Source organism: Ferrovum myxofaciens (genome assembly GCF_000735045.1).
GTDB classification, from domain to species: domain Bacteria; phylum Pseudomonadota; class Gammaproteobacteria; order Burkholderiales; family Ferrovaceae; genus Ferrovum; species Ferrovum myxofaciens.
Genome location: NZ_JPOQ01000183.1, coordinates 1 through 1,587 on the forward strand (window position 1 = coordinate 1; position 1,587 = coordinate 1,587).

At 50.0% G+C, this 1,587-nt stretch carries 4 protein-coding genes; all 4 read right to left on the reverse strand.

All coding sequences use genetic code 11. From position 1 onward, the window contains the following. Positions 1-131: 131 nt before the first annotated feature. Positions 132-389, reverse strand: a complete 258-nt coding sequence (locus IV91_RS0112650) for a HEPN domain-containing protein (RefSeq protein WP_051862711.1) — start codon at positions 387-389, stop codon at positions 132-134. Continuing rightward, positions 373-684 (reverse strand): nucleotidyltransferase domain-containing protein, encoded by a 312-nt coding sequence (locus IV91_RS0112655; protein WP_031598993.1) that lies wholly within the window; start codon positions 682-684, stop codon positions 373-375. The genes IV91_RS0112650 and IV91_RS0112655 overlap by 17 nt, the downstream gene beginning before the upstream one ends. Positions 685-784: 100 nt before the next feature. Beyond that, positions 785-1,153 carry a hypothetical protein gene (locus IV91_RS0112660; protein WP_031598994.1) on the reverse strand — a complete coding sequence of 123 codons (369 nt, stop codon included), beginning with the start codon at positions 1,151-1,153 and terminating at the stop codon, positions 785-787. Between the two features lie 30 nt (positions 1,154-1,183). Further along, a complete protein-coding gene (locus IV91_RS0112665) occupies positions 1,184-1,435 on the reverse strand; it encodes a hypothetical protein (RefSeq protein WP_031598995.1) in 252 nt (83 codons plus the stop codon). Positions 1,436-1,587 lie beyond the last annotated feature (152 nt).

The window sequence follows — 1,587 nt, forward strand, 5'->3', positions numbered from 1 at the left end:
TACAACGTCATTCCGGCATCGTGACCGAAGATTCCGGAAACCCGCCAAATCGGTCACGATAAATCAGAACAGGCGGTCACGATAACCAGAATGACCGGTCACGATAAATCAGAATGACCGGTCACGATAAATCAGAATGACCGGTCACGTTGGTCCAGAATACCCACTTGCCGCAATAGTTCGACCAACATCACCAAATTATGAGTGCGCGGATAAACAACATTTGCGTTCGACAATACCGCTTTGAGTGCCTTTTCAACCGCCTGCTCGGCATGAAATACCAACACCCATCCCGGCGCATCTGCTTCACCCGCCAGTCGACGCACCACAAAAAAATCATCGCGTGCTTTGGTCAGCAAGCCATTTGCATGATCAAGCTGCGAATTCATGCAAACTCCCTTCGCGATCAGCGCGCCATGCCAGCGTATTGATGATTGACTTTTGCCTTTCAAATGCAGCAGCACTCAGCACTACTACATCTGCTGGAATCAGCTTTTGTCCCAGCAGGGTCGAAATCCTTGCCATCTCCGCAAAACGATTCGACACCTCTGGCTCAATCACCAGCAAATCAACATCGCTATCGAGCCGTGCATCGCCGCGCGCTTGAGAGCCAAACACAATCAAGCGACTTCCCTCTGGTAGCTTCCCTGTTAAACACAGTGCTGCTTCATCAATCCATGCCATCTTTCGCATCCTATTTCATTTCGCATCTTTACTGCGGCAATCCCTACCGACGCTTCGCCGGTTTCCTGAACATTGCATAGTGCCGCTGCAAGCGCTCCACTTAAGTTTTGCCCTGGATGATTTCCTCAAACAATGAAAGGAAAAATTCTGCGTGTGGTGATTGTGGATTCAGCAAATCGAGGGTCGGACGGCACAGATCTTCAACGTCCATTAAGTCAGTTCCTGCCCATCCCCGATAGAACTCTGGAGTTTCCCAGCCATAACTAATCGTGGCCCAAGCCTTGTCCCCGCTGCGTTGGCCCAGCACTTTAATCATGACTCGACGGCAATCGCATTGTGCATCGTCGCAATAGAACTCTAGGAAGCCATATTCATCAGCGGGTATTTCCCTGCCGGGTGAGACGGTGCAAGCGCGCATTTCCTTGAATGCGAGGTCTCTGAATCGTGTAAAAAACGCAGACATTGTCATTTCAGTTGTTCTCCCGCCTCAAGCGCAAGTTCATGCGGATTCATCAAACATGTCGTCGGTGCCCGTTGTTCCGGCACTCGGCTTTCCCCTTGCCTTCCTAGTAATTTCTTGCCAACTTTGCACCAGCCCATTGTACGCCATGGCCTCAGCAGCGTGCTTCTTGCGCTCGCACAGAGTGTAAGGACAAAGGTTGGGCAAACACAGAAGATCGGCGGAAATGGTGGCGGCTTGTTGAAACGCCAGCACATTCCCATAGCACAAAAATAATAGTGATGGAAACACTTAATCTCAAGTAGGCTGCTGCCTTCCTCAACCCATCTCCGCGAGAATCCCCTCGCTTTAGCCATGGGGAGGAAAGCGGGAAGTTGGTTTTGACTTAGATTTGTCTTGCATTATATATCTAGCATCTGTATAATTAGTACATGAGCGATTAC

Coding starts and splice junctions, on each gene's coding strand:
- IV91_RS0112650 (WP_051862711.1), bottom strand. CDS start 389: ATGAATTCGCAGCTTGATCATGCAAATGGCTTGCTGACCAAAGCACGC.
- IV91_RS0112655 (WP_031598993.1), bottom strand. CDS start 684: ATGGCATGGATTGATGAAGCAGCACTGTGTTTAACAGGGAAGCTACCA.
- IV91_RS0112660 (WP_031598994.1), bottom strand. CDS start 1,153: ATGACAATGTCTGCGTTTTTTACACGATTCAGAGACCTCGCATTCAAG.